This is a genomic window from Amycolatopsis sp. NPDC102389 (assembly GCF_044765885.1).
GTDB lineage: Bacteria > Actinomycetota > Actinomycetes > Mycobacteriales > Pseudonocardiaceae > Amycolatopsis.
On record NZ_JBIWKX010000002.1, the window covers coordinates 268,122 to 291,033 of the forward strand.

A 22,912-nucleotide genomic window follows, 5' to 3' on the forward strand; every position below is an offset into this window, starting at 1 on the left:
ATGGCCGACAGACAACTGATCGGGCGCATCGCCATCGCGGGGATCGTGGTGGCCGCGCTCGCGACCTGTGTGGTGCTGCTCAACGGCGGTGAAGAGCCGCGGGCCGAGACTGTGGCCGTGGTCGGCGAGCCGACGGAGGCCGCGCCGTCGCGGGGTCCGGATCGCACGATCACGCGGACGCTCAGCCAGGCGCAACCGCAGCCGGTGTCGAACGACTGGCGGATCGCCTATGAGCTCGTCGGGACGGGGACCGCGACCGTGGTCTACGACTCGAACGGGCTGGGGCTGGTGCACCAGGAGTTGCAGGTGACACTGCCGTGGCGTAAGGAGCTCACGTGGAAGAACACCGGCACCCCGCCGACCGTCCAGCTGATGGGGCAGGGCGAGGGGGTCGTCGAATGCCGGGTTGCAGTCGGCCGCGCCGTGGTCACCTCGGAGAAGTCCGCCCCCGGCGAGGTGGCGACCTGCGCCGGCCGCCTTGCCCCCTCGTGACCTGCGTTTAGCCCCCTAATCGCGATCCGGCGGCGGAGGGAAAACCGGTGGCGGGGGTAGGCAGAATGTAGCCATGACCTGGAGCTTCGAAGTCACCCCCGTCGATCACCCGGACGCCGCCCAGCTGCTGCGCGAGTACCTGGACGAAATCGCGTCCCGCTTCTACGAGCGCCAGGTCACCGAAGAGGAGCTCGACGACTTGCTCCTGGAGCACCACAGCCGGGATCTGATCCCACCGACCGGCACCTTCCTGCTCGCGTGGCGCGACGGGGTGCTCGCCGGGTGCGCCGGTCTGCGGGTCGCCTCGCCCGAGATCACCGAACTCACCCGCGTCTTCCTGCGGAAGCCCGAACGCGGCAAGGGCGGCGCCGCGCTGCTCGTGGCCGCCGCCGAAGACGTCGCCCGTGACCTCGGCGCCTCGGTGATCCGTCTCGACACCCGCCGCGACCTGGTCGAGGCGAGGGCCCTGTACGCGCGTCTCGGCTACGACGAGGTCGAGCCCTTCAACAACGAGCCCTTCGCCCATCACTTCTTCGCGAAGTCCCTGGAAGTACCGGATCGCGTTTAGCCCGCTAAACGCGATCCGGCGGGGTGGTGGTGAGAGGGGCCCGGTCAGCGACGTCGGCCAGGTAGTCCAAGGTGCGCAGGAGCTGCTTCTCGCTCGGCAGCACCTTCGGCACCACCGCCACCGTCCGCCCGGACGTATGGAACTCGCGGCACCGGCCCGCGTTCGCCGTCAGCCACTGCCGGACCTCGGGGCGCAGGACGAACGCGGGATTCGAACAGTCCACTTCGGATCCGCTGATCGAGAGCGTGCAGTCCGGCATGGCCGTGCCCACCTCGACGTGCACGACCGTCCGCAGCGAACCGGACTCCCGGGTGCCGTCCTGGCGGAATCCGGCGCCCGGCTGGTGATACCGGTAAACCCCGAAGGGCCTCCCTCGGTGCGAGCCCACCACCGCCTGGTCGATCGACTCGCCGGCGCGCCGCAACGGGGCGGGCGCACGGCCACGGGCGGGCTGCTCGTGCCGCCCGCCCGCGGCGCCGTGCCCGAGCCGGGCACCGCTGTAGAAATCCCAGCCCCGTTCCCGGGCCAGCGTGGCCAGCCCGCGTTTCTTCGCCGCCCCGGCGAGGATCCACCAGGTGGCGAGCACGATCGGCAGCGCCACCGAAACGATGGCGATGATCCACGCGGTCACGGCTCAGAAGTCCAGGTTGTCGGAGGATTCCTCGGTCGTCTGTTCGTCGTCACCCACGGAACCGTACTGGCCCGCCTTGATCCCGCCCGACGTGTACGTGCCGACCTTGCCGGCGACACCCGCCGCGACCTCACCCTTCTCGCGGCCCGTTTCCGGCGTCTTCCAGCTGCCGTCCGAATTGGTGGCCTTGCCGAGCCCGACGGTGTTCAACCCGGCCTTCTTCGTGGCCGACGTCATCCGCTCACCGAAACCGTCCGCGAGCCTGCCGCCCATGGCGCCGTCCTTCGAGGCGAACTTGCCCCACGCGGACGCGCCCGGCCCGGCCGCCAGCTGCGCGGTGGACTTGTTGTGGGCCATCAGTTCCTTGTAGTTGCCCTTCCACTTGCCGAAGAACTCCTTGAGCTTGCCCAGGAACTGCTTGATCTTGTCGAGCAGCTGGCGGAGCTTGTTCAGGAACTTCTGCACCTTCGACGTCGTGGAGACCGCGCGCGTGGCCGTCAGCCCGCCCGCCGTCGCCGTCGAACCGCCACAGGTCGGGACGGCCGCGGCCAGCGCCGGGATCCAGATCATGATCAGCCACGTGATGAACTCGGTGAGGATCGCCTTGATGAACTCCTCGATCACCGTCATCACCATGCTGGAGATCTGCAGCAGCTGGGCGATGTCCCCCGCCTGCGCGGCGATCCCGTCGATGCCGTGCGCGAACTTCGCCAGCTTGTCGCCCGCCGCGTTCGCCGCGTCACCGGTCCACTGGGACAGCGACGTCTTCGCGTCTTCCTCGAACTTCTTGCTGTAGTTCTGCAGATAGACGCCGATGTTGTTGAAGTTGCCGGCCGCGTTCGACAACGCCGGACCGTCCCCGCTCACCATGTGGATGGCGTCCTGGATCGGCTGGCACACGTTCATCAGGAAGCTGAGCCCCTGGCCGACCAGCCAGCCGATCGGGTCGCTCGCGATATCCGCCACGCCCATGCACGAGCTGACGAAGCCGGCGCCGCTGGCCGCGATGGTCCCGATGTCGCTCGCCTGGAACCCGTCCGCGGTCGCCTTCTTGACGGTGTCGAAGGTGCTGAAGCCACTGCCGAGCGGTCCCGGCAGCGAGGTCAGCATCTTGTCCGTGCGGATGGTGTCCGGGTTGTAGTCGTTGATCTCGATCTTGGTGTGTTCGCCGGTGATCTTCTGATCGGCCACGATCAGTCCCCCTCGCTACTTGGCCGGCCCCATCTTCGGTGTCCTCGATTGCGCGGGCTGCTCCAGCAGCTTGAGGATTTCGTTGAGCGCCTTGACGTTGTCGTCTTCGTTCCGCTCGTAGGCGGTGGCGGCGTTGCCGAGCTTCTCCGAGGCCGCGGTCAGCCCCGCGGACATCTCGATCAGCAGATCCTGCAGATCGGTGAGCGTCGCCGTGTACTCGTGCTTCACGAACAGGCCGACCACCCCCCAGGATTCGTCGCCGACGTCGGACTGCTGCACCAGCCGTCCGACCTCGTTCGGGATCTGCACGTCCTGCCCGAGCTTGCCCGAGTAGGTGCGCAGAGCGCTGATCACCACCTCATGCCCTCCGGCCATCGGCGGTCCCTCCCTTCGCGCACCTTCCGATGCGGCTCGTCGTGATCGGCGCCTTGGACCCCGAAGCGTCGCCCGCGGTTCCAGGAGCCGGCGGATCGCGTTTAGCCCGCTAAACGCGATCCGGCTCAGTGGTCGTCGTCGAAGAGGTTCTTCAGGAAGCGGTCGCCGTCCGAGGCGCTCGACGCCGGGGGCTGCGGGGCCTGCGGCCGCTGCGGCTCGTCGGCGGACTTGAGGACGGAACGCTCGGAGTAGTCGTCGGACTGCTCCGCGGCCCGCCGCGACGGCGACTCCTCGTCCATCCGCGCCCGCATCTCCTCGACGGTGGTGCCGAACAGCTCCGCCTGGGTCTCCAGCACCTGGTCCACGATGTTGAGGTCGTCACCCATGTGCTCTTCGACGATGGCGGCCTGCTTGCGCGCCGATTCGGCCACGGCCTGCTGGATGGTCGACATCAGGGCGGCCGAAAGCGCTTCCGGACGCTGGCGAAGGGCGTCGTCGGTGAACTTGACGTCCATGATCGCGCCGCCGGGACCCGCCACCACGGTCACCGAACGGTCCGGGGAGGACGCCGTCGCCTCGAGCCTGCTGAGCTCGTCCTGCATCCCGCCGATGTTCGCGAACCGATCGTCGACGTTCTGCAGGTTGGATTGGAACTTCTCGAATTCGGCGACCAGCTGTTCGAACTCGGCCGACATGGAGCCTCCCCGTACGTGCGGTGCGTCCCTCTGGAGCGACGCTGTGACCAGTCTCATCGTGACTCATTCACCGGTTCGACGCGACGGGGTGGTTCTTGGATCCATTCGGCTCACCCGATAGGGGAATAGGTAGCGTGGTCCGCCGAGCAGGGCGGTATCAGTACGAACGAGGGGAGGCGTCGTGGACGCCGAGCAGCAGGAAAGCACCGAGGAACCCAAGCGGGGGAGTCACGCGGCGCCGGAGGGGGCTCCCGTGCATCCGCTGATCGACCTTTCCCGGGACCCGCATCCGGGCCGGGCCGATCACGCCAAGCCCGACGAGGAATGAAACGGCCCGAAACGCCGTTCCATCAGGGTGGCCGCGGCGTGACGCCCGGCACGATATAGTTATCGACCCCCCGATTTGGTCGGCCAGGAAGTGGCCGGGTATCTTTGGAGACCGTGCCCGGCAGGCGTCGGGCCGTCCCGTGTGCCGTGCGGCACGGACGGGGTGCTCAGGCATCCGGTCCGAAGGCTTCGCCCACGCGGGATCCGACGGAAAATCCCTACGGGAAGTTACCGGTCGCAAGACCGTGACGCGGGCCGACACGCCCGACCGCGGGGGCCGGAGACAACACGTAGTAGCAAGATCGCGAACAGAAAGCTGGTCCATTGCCCACGATCCAGCAGCTGGTCCGTAAGGGCCGCCAGGACAAGGCTGCCAAGCAGAAGACCGCGGCCCTCAAGGGGAGCCCGCAGCGGCGTGGCGTGTGCACTCGCGTGTACACCACAACCCCCAAGAAGCCGAACTCGGCGCTTCGCAAGGTCGCTCGTGTGAAGCTGACCAGCGGCATCGAGGTCACCGCCTACATTCCCGGTGAAGGCCACAACCTGCAGGAGCACTCGATGGTGCTCGTGCGCGGTGGTCGTGTGAAGGACCTGCCGGGTGTCCGCTACAAGATCATCCGCGGTTCGCTCGACACCCAGGGTGTCAAGAACCGTAAGCAGGCGCGCAGCCGGTACGGCGCGAAGAAGGAGAAGAGCTAATGCCCCGCAAGGGTCCGGCCCCGAAGCGGCCGCTGATCTCTGACCCCGTCTACGCATCCCCGCTGGTCACCCAGCTGGTGAACAAGGTGCTGAAGGACGGCAAGCGGTCCCTGGCCGAGCGCATCGTCTACGGCGCCCTCGAAGGCGCTCGCGAGAAGACCGGCACCGACCCGGTCGTCACGCTGAAGCGCGCCCTCGACAACGTGAAGCCCACCATCGAGGTGAAGAGCCGCCGCGTCGGTGGTGCCACCTACCAGGTGCCGATCGAGGTCAAGCCGGGCCGCTCGACGACCCTCGCGCTCCGTTGGCTGGTCTCCTTCTCGCAGGCCCGTCGCGAGAAGACCATGATCGAGCGTCTGCAGAACGAGCTCCTCGACGCGAGCAACGGCCTCGGCGCCAGCGTGAAGCGGCGTGAGGACACGCACAAGATGGCCGAGTCCAACAAGGCCTTCGCGCACTACCGCTGGTGATATCCGCCCGGCTGCCGATCAAAGCCTTGCCGGGCCCCAATTTTGAGACAGGGGAACACTCTCGTGGCACGTGAAGTGCTGACCGACCTGAACAAGGTCCGCAACATCGGCATCATGGCCCACATCGACGCCGGTAAGACCACCACCACCGAGCGGATCCTGTTCTACACCGGGATCAACTACAAGATCGGCGAGGTGCACGACGGCGCCGCGACGATGGACTGGATGGAGGAGGAGCAGAAGCGGGGTATCACCATCACCTCGGCTGCCACCACCACCTTCTGGGCCGACCACCAGATCAACATCATCGACACCCCGGGTCACGTCGACTTCACCGTCGAGGTGGAGCGTTCGCTGCGGGTGCTCGATGGTGCCGTCGCCGTCTTCGACGGCAAGGAAGGTGTCGAGCCGCAGTCCGAGCAGGTCTGGCGTCAGGCGGACAAGTACGAGGTTCCTCGTATCTGCTTCGTCAACAAGATGGACAAGCTCGGCGCGGACTTCTACTTCACCGTCCGCACCATCGAGGAGCGCCTCGGCGCCCGTCCGCTGGTCATCCAGCTGCCGATCGGCGCCGAGAACGAGTTCGAAGGCGTCATCGACCTGGTCCGCATGAAGGCGCTGACCTGGCGCGGCGAGGTCCAGAAGGGCGAGGACTACTCGGTCGAGGACATTCCCGCGGAGCTGGCCGACAAGGCCGCCGAGTACCGCGAGAAGCTGGTCGAGGCCGTCGCCGAGACCGACGACTCCCTGATGGAGAAGTTCCTCGAGGGCGAGGAGCTCACCGAGGCCGAGATCAAGTCCGGCATCCGGAAGCTCACCGTGAACCGCGAGGCGTACCCGGTGCTCACCGGTTCCGCGTTCAAGAACAAGGGCGTCCAGCCCATGCTCGACGCGGTCATCGACTACCTGCCGTCGCCGCTGGACGTTCCCGCCGTCGAGGGCACGCTGCCCGACGGTGAGACCGTCGTGTCGCGCAAGCCGTCGACGGAGGAGCCGTTCTCCGCTCTGGCGTTCAAGATCGCCGCGCACCCGTTCTTCGGCAAGCTGACCTACATCCGGGTGTACTCGGGCAAGGTCTCCTCCGGCGCGCAGCTGATCAACGCCACCAAGGAGCGCAAGGAGCGCATCGGGAAGCTCTTCCAGATGCACTCCAACAAGGAGAACCCGGTCGACGAGGCCCAGGCCGGCCACATCTACGCGGTCATCGGCCTGAAGGACACCACCACCGGTGACACCCTCGCCGACCCGCAGAACCCGGTCGTCCTCGAGTCGATGACGTTCCCGGCGCCGGTCATCCGCGTCGCGATCGAGCCGAAGACCAAGGCCGACCAGGAGAAGCTGTCCCTGGCGATCCAGAAGCTGGCCGAAGAGGACCCGACGTTCCAGGTCAACCTGGACGAGGACACCGGCCAGACGATCATCGCCGGTATGGGCGAGCTGCACCTCGAGGTGCTGGTCAACCGCATGAAGTCCGACTACAAGGTCGAGGCGAACATCGGTAAGCCGCAGGTCGCCTACCGCGAGACGGTGCGCAAGACGGTCGAGAAGCTCGACTACGTGCACAAGAAGCAGACCGGTGGTTCCGGTCAGTTCGCGAAGGTCATCGTCAAGCTCGAGCCGCTCGAGTCCACCGACGGTGCCCTCTACGAGTTCGACAACAAGGTCACCGGTGGCCGCGTGCCGCGGGAGTACATCCCGTCGGTCGACGCGGGCGCGCAGGACGCCATGCAGTACGGCGTGCTGGCCGGCTACCCGCTCGTCGGGTTGAAGTTCACCTTGTTGGACGGCGCGTACCACGAGGTCGACTCTTCGGAAATGGCCTTCAAGATCGCCGGTTCCATGGCGATGAAGGAAGCCGCGAAGAAGGCCGGTCCGGTCATCCTCGAGCCGCTGATGGCCGTCGAGGTCACCACGCCCGAGGACTACATGGGCGATGTGATCGGCGACCTCAACTCCCGCCGTGGCCAGATCCAGGCCATGGAGGAGCGCGCCGGTACCCGTGTCGTCAAGGCACTGGTCCCGCTGTCGGAGATGTTCGGTTACGTCGGCGACCTGCGTTCGCGTACGCAGGGACGTGCCAACTACTCCATGGTGTTCGACTCCTACGCCGAGGTTCCCGCGAACGTCGCGAAGGAAATCATCGCGAAGGCGACGGGGGAGTAGTTCCCGTCCGCTCGCGGGCATAAGGAACACTCCTGAACGTCCGCAGCATCCGTCAAGAAACGAATCCCCGTCCGACAGCCACGTTGGCCGGTGAGTAAGCAAAACAGTCCAGGAGGACATTCCAGTGGCGAAGGCGAAATTCGAGCGGACCAAGCCGCACGTCAACATCGGGACCATCGGTCACGTCGACCACGGTAAGACCACTCTGACCGCGGCGATCACCAAGGTTCTGCACGACAAGTACCCCGAGCTGAACACGGCGTCGGCGTTCGACCAGATCGACAACGCGCCGGAAGAGAAGCAGCGCGGTATCACGATCAACATCTCGCACGTCGAGTACCAGACCGAGAAGCGTCACTACGCCCACGTGGACGCCCCCGGTCACGCGGACTACATCAAGAACATGATCACCGGTGCGGCGCAGATGGACGGCGCGATCCTCGTGGTCGCGGCGACCGACGGCCCGATGCCGCAGACCCGTGAGCACGTGCTGCTCGCGAAGCAGGTCGGCGTGCCCTACATCGTGGTCGCGCTGAACAAGGCCGACATGGTCGACGACGAGGAGATCCTGGAGCTCGTCGAGCTCGAGGTCCGCGAGCTGCTGTCCTCCCAGGACTTCCCGGGTGACGACGCTCCGGTCATCAAGGTCTCCGGCCTGAAGGCCCTCGAGGGCGACGCCAAGTGGGGCGAGAGCGTTCTCGAGCTGATGGAAGCCGTCGACGAGAACGTGCCGGACCCGGTGCGCGAGCTCGACAAGCCGTTCCTGATGCCGATCGAAGACGTCTTCACGATCACCGGCCGTGGCACGGTCGTGACCGGCCGTATCGAGCGTGGCCGCGTCAACGTGAACGAAGAGGTCGAGATCGTCGGCATCAAGGAGAAGTCGACCAAGACCACCGTCACCGGCGTCGAGATGTTCCGCAAGCTGCTCGACCAGGGTGAGGCCGGCGACAACGTCGGTCTGCTGGTCCGCGGCATCAAGCGCGAGGACGTCGAGCGCGGCCAGGTCGTCGTGAAGCCGGGCACCACCACCCCGCACACGGAGTTCGAGGGCTCGGTCTACATCCTGTCGAAGGACGAGGGTGGCCGTCACACCCCGTTCTTCAACAACTACCGCCCGCAGTTCTACTTCCGTACCACGGACGTGACCGGCGTCGTCACCCTCAAGGAGGGTGTCGAGATGGTCATGCCGGGCGACAACACGGACATCAGCGTCGTGCTGATCCAGCCGGTCGCCATGGACGAGGGCCTGCGTTTCGCCATCCGTGAGGGTGGACGGACCGTCGGCGCCGGCCAGGTCACCAAGATCATCAAGTGATTTAGACGCCCCGCCCGGGGGCAATACACCCCCGGGTTAGGGGCGTCAAATCACGTGTGCGACACTATTCAGGTTGCTCGTCCTGGGGCGGCCGAACTCGTACTTCTTCGGAAGACAGGTTCCGGCCGCCCTGGTATGAGCGGCCACGGTCCGCGGAGCACTTCCTTCGGGTGAGGCTAGCGGGCAAGGGCGTTTGAGACGGCGATCAAGCATTTCCGCCGGCTCGATGCCTCCTCACGTTGAGGAAGACCAGGCAAGACGAAGATCCCGCGGGATCCGTCTGTGCGTCGGGCACGACACGCCCGACCGCGTGGACCGGGGACAGGGCCGTTGAACTGGGAAAACCTCAGCCAGGCTGAGGTTTGAAAAGACAAAAGCGGCACGAGACGACAAGGAACGAGCAGCCACCATGGCGGGACAGAAGATCCGCATCCGGCTCAAGGCCTACGACCACGAGGCGATCGACACCTCGGCACGCAAGATCGTCGAGACGGTCACGCGTACCGGCGCCCGTGTTGTCGGGCCGGTGCCGCTGCCCACCGAGAAGAACGTTTACTGCGTCATCCGCTCGCCGCACAAGTACAAGGACTCGCGCGAGCACTTCGAGATGCGCACGCACAAGCGTCTGATCGACATCCTCGACCCGACGCCGAAGACGGTCGACGCGCTCATGCGCATCGACCTGCCGGCGAGCGTCGACGTCAACATCCAGTAGCAGCGGCTGGCGAGCGGCGGAGAGTAAGAGACTCATGTCTGACAGGCAAGTGAAGGGCATCCTGGGCACCAAGCTCGGCATGACCCAGGTCTTCGACGAGAACAACCGGGTCGTCCCGGTGACCGTCGTCCAGGCCGGGCCGAACGTGGTCACCCAGGTTCGGACCCAGGAGAACGACGGCTACAAGGCCGTGCAGCTGGCTTTCGGCGCGGTCGACCCGCGCCGGGTGAACAAGCCGCGCACCGGCCACTTCGACAAGGCGAGCGTGACCCCGCGTCGTTACCTTGCGGAGCTGCGTACCACCGACGCCGAGACCTACGAGGTCGGCCAGGAGATCACCGCCGAGGTGTTCGAGGCCGGTATCGAGGTCGACGTGACCGGTACCAGCAAGGGCAAGGGCTACGCCGGTGTCATGAAGCGTCACGGCTTCAAGGGCCAGGGCGCGAGCCACGGTGCCCAGGCCGTGCACCGCAAGCCCGGCTCGATCGGTGGCTGTGCCACCCCGGGCCGCGTCTTCAAGGGCCTGCGCATGGCGGGCCGGATGGGCAACGACCGGGTCACCACGCAGAACCTGACCGTGCACGCGGTGCGTGCCGAGGACGGCCTGCTGCTGATCAAGGGCGCCGTGCCCGGTCCCAAGGGCGGCCTGCTGTTCGTGCGCAGCGCCGCGAAGGGTGGTAACTGAACATGACCAGCGTCGAGCTGAAGACCCCGGCCGGTAAAGCCGACGGCACGGTCGAGCTCCCCTCGGAGATCTTCGACGTGCAGGCCAACGTGCCCCTCATGCACCAGGTCGTGGTGGGCCAGCTGGCCGCCGCGCGCCAGGGCACGCATGACACCAAGACCCGCGGTGAAGTCCGCGGTGGTGGCAAGAAGCCGTACCGCCAGAAGGGCACCGGCCGCGCCCGCCAGGGTTCGACCCGTGCGCCGCAGTTCGTCGGCGGTGGTGTCGTCCACGGCCCCACGCCGCGTGACTACACCCAGCGCACCCCGAAGAAGATGAAGGCCGCCGCCCTGCGTGGCGCCCTCTCCGACCGGGCCCGTGCCGGACAGCTGCACGTCGTCACCGAACTGGTGACCGGCGAGAAGCCGTCCACCAAGTCCGCCAAGGCCGCCATCGCCGCGCTGACCCAGGCCAAGCGCGTTCTCGTGGTCCTGCACCGCGACGACGAGCTGAGCTGGAACTCGCTGCGGAACCTGGCCGAGGTCCACATCATCACGCCCGACCAGCTCAACACCTACGACGTGTTGGTCAACGACGACGTGGTGTTCACCAAGGCCGCTTACGACGTGTTCGTCGCCGGTCCCGTCAGGGGCAAGGGCGCGAAGGCTTCGGCTCGGTCGAGCGAGGTTGAAGGGAGTGACGAGCAGTGAGTGCGATCGCCATCCCCGATCCCCGCGACATCTTGCTCGCGCCGGTGATCTCCGAGAAGTCCTACGGGCTGCTCGAGGACCACAAGTACACGTTCATCGTCCGCCCGGACGCCAACAAGACCCAGATCAAGATCGCGGTCGAGAAGGTGTTCGGCGTCAAGGTGGTCAGCGTCAACACGGCCAACCGCCAGGGCAAGCGTAAGCGGACTCGCGCCGGCTTCGGCAAGCGCAAGGACACCAAGCGCGCCATCGTGACTCTTTCGGCTGAGAGCAAGCCGATCGAGATCTTCGGCGGACCCACCGCGTAAAGGACTGAGCTGACACATGGGCATCCGCAAGTACAAGCCGACGACCCCGGGTCGTCGCGGTTCCAGCGTCTCCGACTTCGCCGAGATCACTCGGTCCACCCCGGAGAAGTCGCTGCTGCGTCCGCTGAGCAAGTCCGGCGGCCGTAACTCCAGCGGCAAGATCACCACCCGCCACAAGGGCGGTGGCCACAAGCGCGCGTACCGGCTGATCGACTTCCGCCGGAACGACAAGGACGGCGTTCCCGCCAAGGTCGCGCACATCGAGTACGACCCCAACCGGTCCGCTCGTATCGCGCTCCTGCACTACGCCGACGGCGAGAAGCGCTACATCATCGCGCCGGAGAAGCTCAAGCAGGGTGACACGGTCGAGAACGGCCCCCGCGCCGACATCAAGCCGGGTAACAACCTGCCGCTGCGCAACATCCCGGTCGGCACCGTGATCCACGCGATCGAGCTCCGCCCCGGTGGCGGCGCGAAGATGGCGCGGTCCGCCGGTGCCAAGGTGCAGCTGGTGGCGAAGGACGGGCCTTACGCCCAGCTTCGTCTCCCGTCGGGCGAGATCCGCAACGTCGACGTGCGCAACCGCGCCACCATCGGCGAGGTCGGCAACTCCGATCACTCCAACATCAACTGGGGCAAGGCGGGCCGTAACCGCTGGCGCGGCAAGCGTCCCACCGTCCGTGGTGTCGTCATGAACCCGGTCGACCACCCGCACGGTGGTGGTGAGGGTAAGACCTCCGGTGGTCGCCACCCGGTGAACCCGAACGGTAAGCCCGAAGGCCGCACCCGCCGCCGCAAGGCTTCCGACGCCATGATCGTCCGCCGCCGGCGTACCGGCAAGAAGCGCTGAGCAGGGAGGTAGAAGAACATGCCACGTAGCCTCAAAAAAGGCCCCTTCGTGGACGACCACCTGCTCAAGAAGGTGGACGCTCTCAACGAGTCGGGCAAGAAGACCGTGATCAAGACCTGGTCGCGTCGCTCCACGATCATCCCGGATTTCCTGGGTCACACGATCGCGGTGCACGACGGCCGCAAGCACGTCCCGGTGTTCGTCACCGAGGCGATGGTGGGTCACAAGTTGGGCGAATTCGCGCCGACTCGGACCTTCAAGGGCCACATCAAGGACGACCGCAAGTCGCGCCGCCGCTGAGCGGGCACGAGAGAACAAGGAACTAGCGATGAACGCCCAGAACGACGTGGCCGAGGCTTTGCCGACGGCTTACGCGCGGGCTCGCTTCGTCCGGGACTCGCCTACCAAGGTGCGCCGGGTGATCGAGCTGATCAAGGGACGTAGCGCCGCCGACGCCTTGGCCGTGCTCCAGTTCGCCCCGCAGGCGGCAAGCGAGCCGGTCGCGAAGGTGCTCGCCAGCGCCATGGCCAACGCCGAGAACAACCTCGATCTCGACCCGGACACCCTCTGGGTCAAGAACGCCTACGCCGACGAGGGCCCGACCCTCAAGCGCATCCGTCCGCGGGCCCAGGGCCGCGCGTACCGGATCCGCAAGCGGACCAGCCACATCACCGTCGAGGTGGAGTCGCGTCCGAAGGCCGAGGCCAAGAAGGCACAGGGCAAGAAGAAGGCAGGTGGCCGGTAGTGGGCCAGAAGATCAACCCGCACGGCTTCCGCCTGGGTATCACCACGGACTGGAAGTCGCGTTGGTACGCCGACAAGCAGTACGCGGAGTACGTGGCCGAGGACGTCAAGATCCGGAAGCTGCTGTCCACGGGCATGGAGCGCGCCGGGATCTCCAAGGTCGAGATCGAGCGCACTCGTGACCGGGTCCGCGTCGACATCCACACCGCCCGGCCGGGCATCGTCATCGGCCGTCGCGGCGCGGAGGCCGACCGTATCCGCGGCGCGCTGGAGAAGCTGACCGCCAAGCAGGTCCAGCTGAACATCCTCGAGGTCAAGAACCCCGAGGCCGACGCCCAGCTCGTCGCTCAGGGTGTCGCGGAGCAGCTGAGCAACCGTGTGGCGTTCCGCCGCGCGATGCGCAAGGCGATCCAGACCTCCATGCGTTCGCCGCAGGTCAAGGGCATCCGCGTGCAGTGCGGCGGTCGTCTCGGCGGTGCCGAGATGTCCCGCTCCGAGCACTACCGCGATGGCCGCGTCCCGCTGCACACGCTGCGTGCCGACATCGACTACGGCTTCTTCGAGGCCAAGACGACGTTCGGTCGCATCGGCGTGAAGGTGTGGATCTACAAGGGCGAGCTCGTGGGTGGCCTCAAGGCCAAGGAGGCGCGTGACGCCGCCGCGGCCGCCGAGCGCGCCCCGCGCCGTGACCGTGGTGACCGCCCGTCCCGACCGCGCCGTTCCGGCTCGTCGGGCACGACGCCGACCTCGACCGAAGCCGGCCGGGCCGCCGCCGCCGCGAAGAGCGGCGACGCTCCCAAGGGCGACACGGCCACCGAGGCCCCGGCTGCTGAGACTGCAGAAAAGACGGAGGGCTGACACGTGCTCATCCCGCGCAGGGTCAAGCACCGGAAGCAGCACTCCCCGAAGCGCCACGGTGCCGCCAAGGGCGGTACGAAGGTGAACTTCGGCGAGTACGGCATCCAGGCGCTTGAGCACAGCTACGTGACCAACCGGCAGATCGAGTCCGCTCGTATCGCCATGACGCGTCACATCAAGCGTGGCGGCAAGGTGTGGACGACCATCTACCCGGACCGCCCGCTGACCAAGAAGCCGGCGGAAACCCGCATGGGTTCCGGTAAGGGTTCGCCCGAGTGGTGGATCGCCAACGTGAAGCCGGGCCGCGTGATGTTCGAGATCTCGTTCCCGAACGAGGAGACCGCCCGCGAGGCGCTCCGTCGCGCGATCCACAAGCTGCCCATGAAGTGCCGCATCGTGACCCGTGAAGGTGGTGAGTTCTGATGGCGAAGGCAGGTGCCGCCCAGGCATCGGAGCTGCGTGAGCTCACCGCGGAAGAGCTCGTTCTGCGTCTGAAGGAATACAAGGAGGAGCTCTTCAACCTCCGCTTCCAGATGGCGACCGGACAGCTCGACAACAACCGCCGTCTGCGCACCGTCCGCACGGACATCGCGCGGATCTACACGGTCATGCGCGAGCGTGAACTCGGCCTGTCCGTTTCCCCTGACGCCGAGAGTGAAGGTGCCGCATGAGCGAGCAGCCCACTGAGGCGGCCGGCCGCAACGACCGCAAGGTCCGTGAGGGCTATGTCGTCTCGGACAAGATGAACAAGACGATCGTGGTCGAGCTCGAAGACCGCAAGAAGCACCGTCGTTACGCCAAGGTTCTCCGCAGCACCAGCAAGGTCAAGGTGCACGACGAGAACAACGAGGCGGGCGTGGGCGACCGGGTCACCCTGATGGAGACCCGCCCGCTGTCGGCGACCAAGCGCTGGCGTCTGGTGCAGATCGTGGAGAAGGCCAAGTAAGTAGGGCTCTTTTGAGTCCCTTAGTTCCGCAAGGCTCGCGCTTCGACGCGAGAACCAGCGCGACATACAGGAGTAGACGTGATCCAGCAGGAGTCGCGGCTTCGGGTTGCCGACAACACGGGCGCGAAGGAAATCCTTTGCATCCGCGTTCTCGGTGGCTCGGGGCGGCGCTACGCGGGCATCGGCGACATCATCGTCGCCACCGTGAAGGACGCCATGCCGGCCGCCGGCGTGAAGAAGGGTGACGTCGTCAAGGCCGTCATCGTTCGCACGCGCAAGGAGCGCCGTCGTCCGGACGGTTCTTACATCCGCTTCGACGAGAACGCTGCTGTGCTCATCAAGAACGACAATGAGCCCCGCGGCACCCGCATCTTCGGGCCGGTCGGCCGCGAGCTGCGCGACCGAAAGTTCATGAAGATCATTTCGCTCGCGCCGGAGGTGTTGTAGAGCATGAAGGTGAAGAAGGGCGACACGGTCGTCGTCATCGCCGGCAAGGACAAGGGTGCCAAGGGCAAGGTCATCCAGGCCTACCCCGAGCGCGAGCGCGTGCTGGTCGAGGGCGTCAACCGGATCAAGAAGCACACGCGGATCTCCCAGACCCAGCGCGGCGCGCAGTCCGGCGGCATCGTCACGCAGGAGGCGCCCATCCACGTCTCGAACGTGATGGTCGTCGACTCCGACGGCAAGCCGACCCGGGTGGGCTACCGCATCGGCGAGGACGGCAAGAAGGTCCGGGTCTCGCGCCGGAACGGTAAGGACATCTGATCATGACCACCGCAGAGAAGATCGCCCCGCGCCTCAAGGTGCGGTACCGCGAGGAGATCAAGGGACAGCTCCAGGAGGAGTTCTCCTTCGAGAACGTCCACCAGATCCCGGGCGTCGTCAAGGTCGTCGTGAACATGGGTGTCGGAGACGCCGCCCGTGACAGCAAGCTGATCGAAGGCGCCATCCGCGACCTGGCCGCGATCACCGGGCAGAAGCCCGAGGTTCGCAAGGCTCGCAAGTCCATCGCGCAGTTCAAGCTGCGTGAGGGCCAGCCGATCGGTGCGCGCGTCACGCTGCGCAACGACCGCATGTGGGAGTTCCTCGACCGGCTGCTGACCATCGCGCTGCCGCGTATCCGTGACTTCCGCGGGCTTTCGCCGAAGCAGTTCGACGGCAACGGCAACTACACGTTCGGTCTCAACGAGCAGTCCATGTTCCACGAGATCGACCCGGACGCCATCGACCGCCCGCGCGGTATGGACGTCACTGTCGTCACCACCGCCAACACCGACGACGAGGGCCGCGCGCTGCTTCGCAAGCTCGGCTTCCCGTTCAAGGAGAACTGAGTCGATGGCCAAGAAAGCACTGGTCCACAAGGCCGCGAAGACGCCGAAGTTCAAGGTTCGCGGTTACACGCGCTGCCAGCGGTGCGGTCGCCCGCACTCGGTGTTCCGCAAGTTCGGGCTCTGCCGGATCTGCCTTCGCGAGATGGCACACGCGGGCGAGCTGCCCGGCGTCCGCAAGTCCAGCTGGTAAGAGTCTTTTTTAACTCCCACTTCGCCACAGGCCCCGCATCGAGTGCAGGGAACCAGGGCGAGAAAGGTTGACAGGTCACCATGACGATGACCGACCCCATCGCAGACTTCTTGACCCGTCTGCGTAACGCGAACTCGGCTTACCACGACGAGGTCGTGCTTCCCCACTCGAAGATCAAGGCGAACATCGCCGAGATCCTCAAGCGCGAGGGTTACATCTCGGGCTACCGCGACGAGCCGGGCGAGAAGCACAAGAACCTCATCGTGGAGCTGAAGTACGGCCCCAACCGTGAGCGCAGCATCGCCGGCCTCCGCCGCGTGTCCAAGCCCGGCCTGCGGGTCTACGCAAAATCGACCGAACTGCCGTCGGTTCTCGGTGGCCTCGGCGTCGCGATCATCTCGACGTCGTCCGGCCTCCAGACCGACCGTCAGGCCAAGCGCAACAGCGTGGGCGGCGAAGTCCTCGCCTACGTCTGGTAAGGAAGGGGGCACAGACATGTCACGCATTGGAAAGCTGCCGGTCGCCGTCCCCTCCGGGGTCAAGGTGACCATCGACGGTCAGCAGATCAAGGTCGAGGGGCCCAAGGGCACCCTCGAGCACACCATCGCCGAGCCCATCACCGTCGAGCAGGCCGAAAACGGCACGCTCGAGGTCAAGCGGCCCGACGAGGAGCGCACCAGCCGTGCCCTGCACGGTCTCACCCGGACGCTGGTCAACAACCTCGTCGTCGGTGTGACCGAGGGCTACGAGAAGAAGCTCGAAATCCACGGTGTCGGTTACCGCGTGCAGGCCAAGGGCTCGGACCTCGAGTTCGCCCTCGGCTACAGCCACCCGGTGAAGATCGAGGCCCCGGAAGGCATCACCTTCAAGGTCGAGACCCCCACCCGGTTCTCGGTCTCGGGCATCGACAAGCAGAAGGTCGGCCAGATCGCCGCGGTCATCCGCAAGCTGCGCCGCCCGGACCCGTACAAGGGCAAGGGCCTGCGCTACGAGGGTGAGAAGATCCGCCGCAAGGTCGGAAAGACGGGTAAGTGATCATGAGCGACACGACTACGAAGCGCAAGCCGGTCGGCAAGGACATCTCGACCCGCCGCCGCGTCGCGAAGGCCCGTCGGCACTTCCGCCTTCGCAAGAAGATCAACGGCACGGACCAGCGTCCGCGCCTGGTCGTCAAGCGTTCGTCGCGGCACATCGCCGTGCAGCTGATCGACGACCTCGCCGGCAAGACCCTGGCGTCGGCGTCCACCCTCGAGGCGGACGTCCGCGCGCTGGAAGGCGACAAGAAGGCCAAGGCCGCCAAGGTCGGGGAACTCGTCGCCGCCCGCGCCAAGAACGCCGGTGTCTCGACCGTGGTGTTCGACCGTGGTGGCAACGCCTACCACGGCCGCATCGCGGCGCTCGCCGACGCCGCGCGTGAGGCGGGGTTGGAGTTCTGATGCAGCAGATGCTCGTGAATGGAAGGAAAGCCTGATGCCGGGACGTACACGGCAATTCGGCGGTGGCCAGGGCGGACCCGGCGGACAGGGCGGCAACGACCGCAATGACCGTCGCGACCGCCGTGACCGGCGCGACAGCGGCCGTGGCGGGGCCGGCCAGGAAAAGACCCCGCACCTCGAGAAGGTCGTGACGATCAACCGCGTCGCCAAGGTCGTCAAGGGCGGTCGTCGCTTCAGCTTCACCGCTCTGGTGGTCGTCGGTGACGGCGACGGTCAGGTCGGCGTCGGCTACGGCAAGGCCAAGGAAGTTCCCGCGGCCATCGCCAAGGGCGTCGAGGAAGCGAAGAAGAACTTCTTCCGCGTTCCCCGCGTCGGTGGCACCATTCCCCACCCCATCCAGGGTGAGGAAGCCGCCGGTGTCGTGCTGCTGCGTCCGGCTTCCGCCGGTACCGGTGTCATCGCCGGTGGCCCGGTGCGCGCGGTGCTGGAGTGCGCGGGTGTCCACGACGTGCTGTCGAAGTCGCTCGGCTCCGACAACGCGATCAACATCGTGCACGCGACCGTGGCGGCCCTGAAGGGTCTGCAGCGTCCCGAAGAGGTCGCGGCCCGCCGCGGTCTCCCGCTCGAGGACGTCGCCCCGGCTCGGATGCTGCGCCAGCGTGCGGGCCAGGGGGTCTGACATGACTCAGCTCAAGGTGACCCAGGTCAAGAGCAAGATCGGCACGAAGCACGCTCACCGCGAGTCGCTGCGCACCCTCGGGCTGCGCAAGATCCGCCAGAGCGTCGTGCGTGAAGACACTCCCCAGGTTCGCGGCCTCATCCACACGGTCCGCCACCTGGTGGAGGTCGAGGAGGTCAAGGCATGACTGCCATCAAGATCCACCACCTTCGTCCGGCTCCGGGCGCGAAGCGCGACAAGATCCGCGTCGGCCGTGGTGAGGGCTCGAAGGGCAAGACCGCCGGTCGCGGTACCAAGGGCACCAAGGCCCGGAAGAACGTGCCCGCCGGTTTCGAGGGTGGGCAGATGCCCATCCACATGCGGCTCCCGAAGCTTCGCGGCTTCAAGAACCGCTTCCGTACCGAGTACCAGCCGGTGAACGTGGGCGACATCGCCCGCGTCTTCCCGGAGGGTGGCAAGGTCGGCGCCGAGGAGCTCGTCGCGAACGGTCTGGTCCGCAAGGGCAAGCTCGTGAAGGTGCTCGGCAACGGCGACGTGAACGGCGTCAAGCTGGACGTCACCGCCGACGCTTTCTCCGGCTCCGCCAAGGAGAAGCTCTCCGCCGCCGGTGGCTCCGCCACCACGCTCTGAGCTCTCTTCGCTCGCTTCACCGAAAGGCCCGCCAGGCTCCGCCAGGCGGGCCTTTCGCTTGCGCCCCTCCGGCGGCACCGACCTGCGTTTCGCGGGCTAAACGCGATCTGGCCCGTTTCGCCCGGCCCGCCCGCCGACCTGCGTTTAGCCCCCTAATCGCGATCTGACGGTCGCCCAGGTGCCCGCGGCCCCGGATCGCGTTTAGCCCGCGAAAGGCGATCCGGCCGGCGTGGCGGAGGGGTGCCTGAGCTGGAAGGATCGTGAGGTGGCCACACCTCCCGGGCAGGATCCGCAGCCCTTTCAGCAACAGCCGGACGCCCCGCCGATGGTTGTGTCGGTTGCGGGCCCCATGGAGCCCGTAAGCGAGCCGGCGCGGTCTGGCCGGGTCGAGCCCCGCAGACTGGTCGCGGCGGGATTAGCCGCACTGGCCGTGGTGCTGACACTCGTGGGCTGCTTCTTCCCGTTGTTCAGCACCGAGCATCGGCTCACCTTCGATTCCAGCGAGCCGGTCGTGCTCGTGTTCGTCCAAGGCGCGTGGGACATGACGGTGGATCAGGTCGACCGACCCGCCACCACCACCTCGTCGGCGCCCCTCGGTATCCCACTCCTGATCGCCGCGACGATCCTCCTGGCGGCCACGGTCGTCAGTGCCCGCGCAGCCGGGCTCCGACGTCCGGGCGCTTTGGACAGATGGCTCGCCACCATCGCGGCGGTCTTCCTCGTCGGAGTCGTCATCAGTGTCGCCATGATGGGATACGGACGCGAGATGGGAGACGACATCAAAGTGACACAGACCTTTGGCGCAGGTCTGTGGGCGCTCTTCGCCGCGGTCGCCGCCGCGGCGGGGGCGGCGGTCATGAGTCACCGCGTCCAGGAGGTCCCGATGAGCGGCGACTCCGCTCTCGCGGAAATGCCCACACCTAAGGACGGCATCTCCATCACGGTGCTCCCACCTGAGCCAAAGCAGGAGACACCGGACTATTCAGCCTTCGCACCTCCGCCGACTCCCGGCGCGAAAGAGCGCGATTAGCCCGCTAAACGCGTTCGCGGTCGCCGATACGGTGGGGGAGGAGGTGGCCGATGACTTGGGCGGTGGTCTTTTTCGGAGCGGCGGTGCTCGTGGCTTTTACGCCAGGGGCGAACAATCTGCTCGGCCTGCATCACGGCATGACGCAGGGGGCCTGGAAAGGCCTCGCCGGGCTGCTAGGCCGATTGGTCGCGTTCACGGTGCTCATCGCGGCTGTCGCGGCAGGGCTCGGCCAGCTCCTCGCGGCATCCGAGCTTGCACTCACGGTGATCAAATGGGCGGGCGTCGCCTACCTGGCCTGGATCGGCGGCCGGCTGCTGTGGTCGACGTTCCGCGCCGGACGCGCGACGCTCACCCCGGCGCCCCGAGGCACTGAATCCGTACCGGCACTACGGATCGCCAGGAAGGAATTCGTCGTCGCGATCACGAACCCGAAGGCGATCCTCATCTTCACCGCGTTCGTGCCCCAGTTCATCGACGCAGCTCACGGCTCCTTTTCCGCCCAGATCGCGATTCTCGGCGCCGTCTACCTGCTCGCCGAGTTCGTCGCGGGCGCGACCTACATCGGTGCCGGCGCGCTCGTGAAGACACTCCGGCTGTCCCGCCGGGCTAGTCGCAACGTGGACCGCGGCACCGGCGTCGTGCTCCTCGGCATGGCGGGCGTCCTCGCCGCTTCGAGCTCCTGACACCCCTTCCCTGATCACAGCGCGTTTAGCGGGCTAACTGCGATCCGATGGGTCGAAAAAGTGAGGAACGGCAGGGCGTTCTGTCAAGGTTTCGGAGCGAGAAGCGCAAGTCGATCAACCCCGCGGACCAACCTTCGTCCGGAAAACCCACACGCACTGCGGACACGCCCTGTGAAGCTGTTAGAGTCGGCGACACGCTTCGGGACGAGTGTGCCCCGAAGCGTTCCTGGCTTGTGCCAGAAAGCTGTGTGTTCCCGCCGGCCCCAGGCCGGCCAAGCCGATCGTCGGTAAGACAGCCGACGACGCCGAGGAGGTTCCCCGCGTGCTCAGCGCCTTCCGCTCGGCTCTAGCGACGCCGGATCTACGTAAGAAGATCCTGTTCACGCTAGCCATCGTCGCGGTCTACCGAATCGGTGCCACCATTCCGGCCCCGGGTATCTCGTATTCCGCCGTGCAGCAGTGCACGGAGACCGGGTCGCAGGAGGGCGTCTATCAGCTGCTGAACCTGTTCAGCGGCGGCGCACTGCTCCAGCTGTCGCTGTTCTCGACCGGCATCATGCCGTACATCACGGCCAGCATCATCGTCCAGCTCCTCACCGTGGTCATCCCGCGGTTCGAGGAACTGAAGAAGGAAGGCCAGGCCGGCCAGGGCAAGCTGACCCAGTACACCCGGTACCTGACGATCGCCCTCGCGATCCTGCAGGCGACCGGTGTGGTGGCACTCGCCGACCGCAAGCAGCTCTTCCCGCAGTGCGACACCGCGATCATCCCGGACAACAGCGTCTACACGCTGGCCATCATCGTCATCACGATGACCGCCGGTACCGCCGTCATGATGTGGCTGGGTGAGCTGATCACCGAGCGCGGCGTCGGCAACGGCATGTCCGTCCTCATCTTCCTGAACATCGCGGCCCGGATCCCGATCGAGGGTGGCAACATCCTCAGCAGCGCGGGTGGCGTCGTCTTCGCCCTGATCTGCGTGTTCGGCCTGGTGATCATCGCCAGCGTCATCTTCGTCGAGCAGGGTCAGCGCCGGATCCCGGTGCAGTACGCCAAGCGCATGATCGGCCGCCGCATGTACGGCGGGACCTCGACGTACCTGCCGATCAAGGTGAACCAGGCCGGTGTCATCCCGGTCATCTTCGCCTCGTCGCTGCTCTACCTGCCGGACCTGATCAGCCGCCTCGTCGGCGACGCCAACAGCAACGCGGGCTGGCAGGTCTTCATCCAGAACTACATCGTCAACCAGTCCAGCTGGGCGCACGTCCTGCTGTACTTCGCGTTGATCATCTTCTTCACGTACTTCTACATCACGATCACGTTCAACGTGGACGAGCGTGCGGAAGAAATGAAGAAGTTCGGTGGCTTCATCCCGGGTATCCGACCGGGCCGTCCCACCGCGGAGTACCTCAGCTACGTCCTCGGCCGCATCACCCTGCCGGGCTCGCTGTACCTGGGCATCATCGCGATCCTTCCGAACTTCTTCCTGTCCGTCACCGGCAGCGGGAACAACCAGAACTTCCCGTTCGGTGGCACGGCTGTGCTGATCATGGTCGGTGTCGGTCTCGACACCGTGAAGCAGATCGAAAGCCAGCTGATGCAACGTAACTACGAAGGGTTCTTGAAGTGACGCGCCTGGTTCTCGTTGGCCCTCCTGGCGCGGGCAAAGGTACTCAGGCGGTAGCACTGTCGGAGAAGCTCCGGATCCCGCACATCTCGACCGGCGACCTGTTCCGCGCCCACGTGGGCGAGCAGACGCCGCTGGGCCAGGAAGCCAAGCGCTACCTGGATTCCGGCGAACTCGTGCCCGACTCGGTCACGAACGAGATGGTGCGCGAGCGCCTCGCCGAACCTGACGCCAAGGTCGGTTTCCTGCTCGACGGGTTCCCCCGGAACACGAAGCAGGCCGACGTTCTCGGCGAGATCCTCGGTGAGGTCGACACCAAGCTCAACGCGGTCATCCAGCTCCAGGTCTCGGAAGACGTCGTCGTCGAGCGGCTGCTGTCCCGCGGCCGCTCGGACGACACCGAAGAGGTCATCCGTCGGCGTCAGCAGATCTACGTGTCCGAGACGGCTCCGCTGCTCGAGTACTACGCGGACATCCTGGTCACGGTCGACGGCGTCGGCTCGGTCGACGAGATCTCCGCCCGCGTGCTGGAAGCGCTGCGCGACCGCACGTGAATCTCGGAGGACTGCGTGTACTGCAACG

General features: G+C 66.4%; 36 protein-coding genes. 32 read left to right on the forward strand and 4 right to left on the reverse strand.

What is annotated here, in order from left to right; translation table 11 throughout:
* Positions 1–492: a hypothetical protein gene (locus tag ACIRGA_RS03095; RefSeq protein ID WP_400936057.1), complete on the forward strand. Its 492-nt coding sequence runs from the start codon at positions 1–3 to the stop codon at positions 490–492.
* Positions 493–565: 73 nt separating this feature from the next.
* Positions 566–1,060: a GNAT family N-acetyltransferase gene (locus ACIRGA_RS03100; RefSeq protein WP_400936059.1), complete on the forward strand. Its 495-nt coding sequence runs from the start codon at positions 566–568 to the stop codon at positions 1,058–1,060.
* Positions 1,061–1,064: 4 nt separating this feature from the next.
* Here the strand turns inward: ACIRGA_RS03100 and ACIRGA_RS03105 are convergent, their stop codons facing one another.
* From ACIRGA_RS03105 to ACIRGA_RS03120, 4 genes are all read right to left on the reverse strand, one after another.
* The gene (locus tag ACIRGA_RS03105; protein WP_400936061.1) at positions 1,065–1,691 is read right to left on the reverse strand and encodes a hypothetical protein; all 627 of its coding nucleotides are present in this window, start codon (positions 1,689–1,691) and stop codon (positions 1,065–1,067) included.
* Between the two features lie 3 nt (positions 1,692–1,694).
* Positions 1,695–2,882, reverse strand: a complete 1,188-nt coding sequence (locus ACIRGA_RS03110) for a hypothetical protein (protein ID WP_400936063.1) — start codon at positions 2,880–2,882, stop codon at positions 1,695–1,697.
* 15 nt (positions 2,883–2,897) lie between these two features.
* Positions 2,898–3,257: a hypothetical protein gene (locus ACIRGA_RS03115; RefSeq protein ID WP_395877509.1), complete on the reverse strand. Its 360-nt coding sequence runs from the start codon at positions 3,255–3,257 to the stop codon at positions 2,898–2,900.
* 125 nt (positions 3,258–3,382) lie between these two features.
* A complete protein-coding gene (locus ACIRGA_RS03120) occupies positions 3,383–3,952 on the reverse strand; it encodes a YbaB/EbfC family nucleoid-associated protein (RefSeq protein WP_400936065.1) in 570 nt (189 codons plus the stop codon).
* Between the two features lie 181 nt (positions 3,953–4,133).
* On the opposite strand from ACIRGA_RS03120, the gene ACIRGA_RS03125 reads away from it, so the two are divergent.
* The 30 genes from ACIRGA_RS03125 to ACIRGA_RS03270 all read left to right on the forward strand — a co-directional run bounded on the left by ACIRGA_RS03125 (position 4,134) and on the right by ACIRGA_RS03270 (position 22,884).
* Positions 4,134–4,280 (forward strand): hypothetical protein, encoded by a 147-nt coding sequence (locus ACIRGA_RS03125; RefSeq protein ID WP_400936067.1) that lies wholly within the window; start codon positions 4,134–4,136, stop codon positions 4,278–4,280.
* 323 nt (positions 4,281–4,603) lie between these two features.
* A complete protein-coding gene (rpsL, locus tag ACIRGA_RS03130; RefSeq protein ID WP_003102113.1) occupies positions 4,604–4,978 on the forward strand; it encodes a 30S ribosomal protein S12 in 375 nt (124 codons plus the stop codon).
* Positions 4,978–5,448, forward strand: coding sequence for a 30S ribosomal protein S7 (gene rpsG, locus ACIRGA_RS03135; protein WP_007031033.1), 471 nt, complete (start codon positions 4,978–4,980; stop codon positions 5,446–5,448). The genes rpsL and rpsG overlap by 1 nt, the downstream gene beginning before the upstream one ends.
* Positions 5,449–5,511: 63 nt before the next feature.
* Positions 5,512–7,611, forward strand: a complete 2,100-nt coding sequence (fusA, locus tag ACIRGA_RS03140) for an elongation factor G (protein ID WP_400936069.1) — start codon at positions 5,512–5,514, stop codon at positions 7,609–7,611.
* Positions 7,612–7,735: 124 nt separating this feature from the next.
* Positions 7,736–8,929 (forward strand): elongation factor Tu, encoded by a 1,194-nt coding sequence (tuf, locus tag ACIRGA_RS03145; protein WP_007031035.1) that lies wholly within the window; start codon positions 7,736–7,738, stop codon positions 8,927–8,929.
* 409 nt (positions 8,930–9,338) lie between these two features.
* Complete coding sequence (gene rpsJ, locus ACIRGA_RS03150) at positions 9,339–9,644, forward strand: 30S ribosomal protein S10 (protein ID WP_003102098.1); 306 nt, start codon at positions 9,339–9,341, stop codon at positions 9,642–9,644.
* A 34-nt stretch (positions 9,645–9,678) separates the two neighbouring features.
* Positions 9,679–10,329, forward strand: coding sequence for a 50S ribosomal protein L3 (gene rplC, locus ACIRGA_RS03155; RefSeq protein ID WP_007031036.1), 651 nt, complete (start codon positions 9,679–9,681; stop codon positions 10,327–10,329).
* 2 nt (positions 10,330–10,331) lie between these two features.
* Entirely contained in the window at positions 10,332–11,018 is a 687-nt protein-coding gene (gene rplD, locus ACIRGA_RS03160; protein ID WP_400936071.1) for a 50S ribosomal protein L4, read from the forward strand.
* Positions 11,015–11,326, forward strand: coding sequence for a 50S ribosomal protein L23 (gene rplW / locus ACIRGA_RS03165; protein WP_005166778.1), 312 nt, complete (start codon positions 11,015–11,017; stop codon positions 11,324–11,326). Before rplD ends, rplW begins: the two co-directional genes overlap by 4 nt.
* Before the next feature lie 16 nt (positions 11,327–11,342).
* Positions 11,343–12,176 (forward strand): 50S ribosomal protein L2, encoded by an 834-nt coding sequence (gene rplB, locus ACIRGA_RS03170; protein WP_076163002.1) that lies wholly within the window; start codon positions 11,343–11,345, stop codon positions 12,174–12,176.
* Between the two features lie 18 nt (positions 12,177–12,194).
* Positions 12,195–12,476 carry a 30S ribosomal protein S19 gene (gene rpsS, locus ACIRGA_RS03175; protein ID WP_003102083.1) on the forward strand — a complete coding sequence of 94 codons (282 nt, stop codon included), beginning with the start codon at positions 12,195–12,197 and terminating at the stop codon, positions 12,474–12,476.
* A 28-nt stretch (positions 12,477–12,504) separates the two neighbouring features.
* A complete protein-coding gene (rplV, locus tag ACIRGA_RS03180) occupies positions 12,505–12,921 on the forward strand; it encodes a 50S ribosomal protein L22 (RefSeq protein ID WP_007031038.1) in 417 nt (138 codons plus the stop codon).
* Complete coding sequence (gene rpsC, locus ACIRGA_RS03185; protein ID WP_037332686.1) at positions 12,921–13,778, forward strand: 30S ribosomal protein S3; 858 nt, start codon at positions 12,921–12,923, stop codon at positions 13,776–13,778. Before rplV ends, rpsC begins: the two co-directional genes overlap by 1 nt.
* 3 nt (positions 13,779–13,781) lie before the next feature.
* A complete protein-coding gene (gene rplP, locus ACIRGA_RS03190) occupies positions 13,782–14,201 on the forward strand; it encodes a 50S ribosomal protein L16 (protein ID WP_005166782.1) in 420 nt (139 codons plus the stop codon).
* Positions 14,201–14,449: a 50S ribosomal protein L29 gene (rpmC, locus tag ACIRGA_RS03195; RefSeq protein ID WP_007031040.1), complete on the forward strand. Its 249-nt coding sequence runs from the start codon at positions 14,201–14,203 to the stop codon at positions 14,447–14,449. The genes rplP and rpmC overlap by 1 nt, the downstream gene beginning before the upstream one ends.
* Positions 14,446–14,724 (forward strand): 30S ribosomal protein S17, encoded by a 279-nt coding sequence (gene rpsQ, locus ACIRGA_RS03200; protein WP_005166784.1) that lies wholly within the window; start codon positions 14,446–14,448, stop codon positions 14,722–14,724. Before rpmC ends, rpsQ begins: the two co-directional genes overlap by 4 nt.
* Positions 14,725–14,802: 78 nt before the next feature.
* On the forward strand, positions 14,803–15,171 hold the full coding sequence (rplN, locus tag ACIRGA_RS03205) for a 50S ribosomal protein L14 (protein ID WP_005166785.1): 369 nt from the start codon (positions 14,803–14,805) through the stop codon (positions 15,169–15,171).
* 3 nt (positions 15,172–15,174) lie between these two features.
* Positions 15,175–15,489: a 50S ribosomal protein L24 gene (gene rplX, locus ACIRGA_RS03210; RefSeq protein ID WP_005166786.1), complete on the forward strand. Its 315-nt coding sequence runs from the start codon at positions 15,175–15,177 to the stop codon at positions 15,487–15,489.
* 2 nt (positions 15,490–15,491) lie between these two features.
* A complete protein-coding gene (rplE, locus tag ACIRGA_RS03215; protein ID WP_016331092.1) occupies positions 15,492–16,055 on the forward strand; it encodes a 50S ribosomal protein L5 in 564 nt (187 codons plus the stop codon).
* A gap of 4 nt (positions 16,056–16,059) precedes the next feature.
* Positions 16,060–16,245: a type Z 30S ribosomal protein S14 gene (locus tag ACIRGA_RS03220; protein ID WP_005166789.1), complete on the forward strand. Its 186-nt coding sequence runs from the start codon at positions 16,060–16,062 to the stop codon at positions 16,243–16,245.
* 80 nt (positions 16,246–16,325) lie between these two features.
* The gene (gene rpsH / locus ACIRGA_RS03225) at positions 16,326–16,724 is read left to right on the forward strand and encodes a 30S ribosomal protein S8 (RefSeq protein ID WP_005166791.1); all 399 of its coding nucleotides are present in this window, start codon (positions 16,326–16,328) and stop codon (positions 16,722–16,724) included.
* Positions 16,725–16,740: 16 nt separating this feature from the next.
* The gene (gene rplF, locus ACIRGA_RS03230; protein ID WP_005166793.1) at positions 16,741–17,280 is read left to right on the forward strand and encodes a 50S ribosomal protein L6; all 540 of its coding nucleotides are present in this window, start codon (positions 16,741–16,743) and stop codon (positions 17,278–17,280) included.
* Between the two features lie 2 nt (positions 17,281–17,282).
* The gene (gene rplR, locus ACIRGA_RS03235; RefSeq protein WP_007031045.1) at positions 17,283–17,681 is read left to right on the forward strand and encodes a 50S ribosomal protein L18; all 399 of its coding nucleotides are present in this window, start codon (positions 17,283–17,285) and stop codon (positions 17,679–17,681) included.
* A 34-nt stretch (positions 17,682–17,715) separates the two neighbouring features.
* Positions 17,716–18,360 carry a 30S ribosomal protein S5 gene (rpsE, locus tag ACIRGA_RS03240; protein ID WP_005166795.1) on the forward strand — a complete coding sequence of 215 codons (645 nt, stop codon included), beginning with the start codon at positions 17,716–17,718 and terminating at the stop codon, positions 18,358–18,360.
* Position 18,361: 1 nt separating this feature from the next.
* Positions 18,362–18,547: a 50S ribosomal protein L30 gene (gene rpmD, locus ACIRGA_RS03245; RefSeq protein ID WP_005166796.1), complete on the forward strand. Its 186-nt coding sequence runs from the start codon at positions 18,362–18,364 to the stop codon at positions 18,545–18,547.
* The gene (gene rplO, locus ACIRGA_RS03250) at positions 18,544–18,990 is read left to right on the forward strand and encodes a 50S ribosomal protein L15 (RefSeq protein ID WP_034304258.1); all 447 of its coding nucleotides are present in this window, start codon (positions 18,544–18,546) and stop codon (positions 18,988–18,990) included. Before rpmD ends, rplO begins: the two co-directional genes overlap by 4 nt.
* A 349-nt stretch (positions 18,991–19,339) precedes the next feature.
* Positions 19,340–20,020, forward strand: coding sequence for a hypothetical protein (locus ACIRGA_RS03255; RefSeq protein ID WP_400936075.1), 681 nt, complete (start codon positions 19,340–19,342; stop codon positions 20,018–20,020).
* Between the two features lie 50 nt (positions 20,021–20,070).
* A complete protein-coding gene (locus ACIRGA_RS03260) occupies positions 20,071–20,703 on the forward strand; it encodes a LysE family translocator (protein WP_400936077.1) in 633 nt (210 codons plus the stop codon).
* Positions 20,704–21,025: 322 nt separating this feature from the next.
* Positions 21,026–22,333 carry a preprotein translocase subunit SecY gene (gene secY / locus ACIRGA_RS03265; RefSeq protein WP_400936078.1) on the forward strand — a complete coding sequence of 436 codons (1,308 nt, stop codon included), beginning with the start codon at positions 21,026–21,028 and terminating at the stop codon, positions 22,331–22,333.
* Entirely contained in the window at positions 22,330–22,884 is a 555-nt protein-coding gene (locus ACIRGA_RS03270; RefSeq protein WP_007031052.1) for an adenylate kinase, read from the forward strand. The genes secY and ACIRGA_RS03270 overlap by 4 nt, the downstream gene beginning before the upstream one ends.
* The last annotated feature ends 28 nt before the right edge of the window (positions 22,885–22,912 follow it).